3 protein-coding genes are annotated in these 2,815 nt (G+C 57.3%); 2 read left to right on the plus strand and 1 reads right to left on the minus strand.

The features are described from left to right. Window positions 1-483 (plus strand): carboxyl transferase domain-containing protein (locus ACH2EH_RS24320; protein WP_395145896.1); only part of this gene is annotated, 483 nt, incomplete at its 5' end. Here ACH2EH_RS24320 and ACH2EH_RS24325 read toward each other — a convergent pair. Then, on the minus strand, window positions 473-1,732 hold the full coding sequence (locus tag ACH2EH_RS24325) for an MFS transporter (protein ID WP_395145898.1): 1,260 nt from the start codon (window positions 1,730-1,732) through the stop codon (window positions 473-475). The genes ACH2EH_RS24320 and ACH2EH_RS24325 overlap by 11 nt on opposite strands. Before the next feature lie 55 nt (window positions 1,733-1,787). Between ACH2EH_RS24325 and hppD the strand changes: the two genes are divergently transcribed. Further along, window positions 1,788-2,815, plus strand: a 1,028-nt coding sequence (gene hppD, locus ACH2EH_RS24330; protein WP_395145900.1) for a 4-hydroxyphenylpyruvate dioxygenase, incomplete at its 3' end; no start/stop codon positions are given.

The following is a 2,815-nucleotide window of genomic DNA, read 5'->3' on the forward strand; positions in this document are numbered from 1 at the left end:
CAGCGCGGGATTCCGCTGATCTTTCTGCAAAATATCACCGGCTTCATGGTCGGCAGCCGCTACGAGCACGAGGGAATCGCCAAGCACGGTGCAAAGCTCGTGATGGCCGTGAGCTGCGCACGCGTTCCGAAGTTCACCGTGATTGTTGGGGGGAGCTTCGGGGCGGGTAACTACGGCATGTGTGGCCGCGCGTTCGGCCCACGCCAGCTCTGGATGTGGCCGGGCGCCCGTATCTCAGTGATGGGCGGCCCGCAAGCAGCCGCTGTCTTAAAGACCGTCAAGGGTGATGCCATGACCGCCGACGAAGAAGCGGCAACCATCGCGATGTACGAGCGCGAGGGCAACCCGTACTACTCCACCGCGCGGCTCTGGGACGATGGCATTCTCGATCCGTGCGACACGCGTCGCGCCCTCGGGCTAGGTCTCGCCGCCGCCTGCGCCCACCCCGCCCCACCCACGAAATTCGGCGTGTTCAGGATGTAAGCTTCCGATTCTTGACCACAACCAAGGAGAGAACGAAGCCCAATGTCAGAAGGCTCGATGCGACATAAAAGATCGTGTGGTGCTTTGCGTCAGCAGTATACAGTGGCGACGAGAGTACGGAGCCGAACATTGCCCCCACACCCTGTGACATTCGAACCGCCCCAATCATCCCCCCCCGCTCGGTTCCAGGAGCCATCTCAGCGACATAGGCCATGTACGCGGGGAACGACATCACAAATCCAATTCCTAGTAGTGTCCCAAAGAGAATAATTAGATTTTGGTGCGGCGCAAACAAAAGGCCCCAGAGTGAGAATGCACAAAGCGCTGTCCCGAGCTGAATCGCTTGAGGCTTTCCCCACTTATCCGCCAGCTTTCCAATCGGTGCGGAGAGAATCCCGATCAGCACGCCAGGCCCAAGAATCAGGTTCCCAAAGCCCTCCTCAGAGATATTGAAGCGTTCCATGAAATACGGGGCAACATAAGGAGCGATTAGCCCAATGGCAACAAAAATCAGGAAAATCAAACCAAGAAGCCAAGGAATCTGTTGAAGAGCTTTGACAAGCGTGCTCTTAGTGACCGGCACATGGTCACTATCTTTTTCTATATGGTGCTGCGCCTCGCGGCGTGGGGCGATGAAGTACGACAGAACTGCCGTGGCTGCGAAGCAACCGGCTGCAAATAGAAATGATGGGATATACCGCTGTGGATCTTCCCGCGTGTAGTTTGGGGCAAAAGTTCCGTTAAGCAAGCCGCTGACCTTGGCACCAATTGCGATTGTAGACATATAAGCCATTGTGATGAGCGTATTTGCCTGTGCCTGCCGCTCAGGCGCTACGCGATCTGCCACCGATGCATAGACATTGGGCCAGAGCATCGCTGCCCCCATGCCGTCCAGTGCCCGTAAGAGAAGAATAAGTGCGGTGACGGCTAGCACCGTAGCCGCACCTTGAGGTGTCCTGATTTGAGAGGTCGCAAGGCAAGTGACAATAGAGACACACGTCCCTGCCACCATCAATCTTCGCCGACCCAAGCGGTCAGCGAGCGCGCCCATCGGCGAGTTTGCCAGTGCCTCCACGAGATAGTATGTCGCCAGAGCAATTCCCGGAAGGTTAGCCATATGGAGCCCAAACTTTAGCAAGTTAGGCAATGAAACAATATTGACGATGACAAAACCTAGCTCCGCCAAAGCCGAAACGGCGCAGAGGGCAAGAAGAAAGAGCCATTCGGGCGGGTGGGGCTTGCGAATCATTACTCCAATTGTATCGTGCCCCGTGGGAGGGTATTATAAACGACGAGGTTCGAAGATGATTCAGGATATTTCTCTGCGGCGCGTTCACCACGTGCGTTTTTTCGTCGGTAATGCACGCCAGTCCGCCTATTTCTATCGCAATGCATTTGGCTTTGAGATCGCGGCCTACAAAGGTCTGGAAACGGGTAGCCAGACTGAGGCGGGCTATGTCATGCGCCAGGGCAATATTACCCTCGTTCTGGAGTCGCCGCTCCGCGCGGAACACCCGGAGTCTGACCGCCTGCGGCTCCACGGCGACGGTGTGCGAGACATTGCGTTGGAAGTGGACGATGTGAAGCTGGCGTACCGGCTCGCGATTGAGCGTGGCGCAACGGGAGTCACGGAGCCTACCACGCTTACGGACCAAAACGGCAGTGTTGAGTTTGCCAGCATCAAGGCTTATGGCGACACGACTCATAGCTTCGTCAACCACGATCACTATACCGGAGTCTTCGCGCCCGGCTACGCGCCGCTCGACCCGGATCGCTACCACAAACCCGCTCAGGGCTGCGGCCTAGAGGCCATTGACCATATTGTCGGCAATGTCGAAGAGGGCAAGATGAACGAGTGGGTGAGCTTCTACGAGCGCATTCTGGGCTTCTCCCAGCTGGTGCATTTTGATGAGAAAGACATCTCCACCGAGTACACGGCGCTAATGAGCAAAGTGGTTCAGGGCGGCAACGGGCGCATCAAGTTCCCGCTGAACGAGCCCGCAGACGGCCTCAAGAAGAGCCAGATCGAGGAGTACTTAGAGTTCTACGGTGGTCCTGGCGTCCAGCATATCGCCATGGGCACGAAAAATATCCTCCAGACCGTGCGACAGCTCCGCGCCAACGACGTGAATTTCCTACGCGTCCCTCAAACCTACTACGATGCCCTCCCCGCCCGCGTCGGCGAGATAGACGAGGATTTCAAAGAGATCGCGGAGCTCGGCATTCTGGTGGATCGCGACGACGAAGGCTATCTGCTCCAGATCTTCACCGCGCCCGTCGAGGACCGCCCGACTGTGTTCTTCGAGATCATCGAGCGCCACGGCTCCCGCAG

The organism is Armatimonas sp. (assembly GCF_043760365.1).
GTDB lineage: Bacteria > Armatimonadota > Armatimonadia > Armatimonadales > Armatimonadaceae > Armatimonas.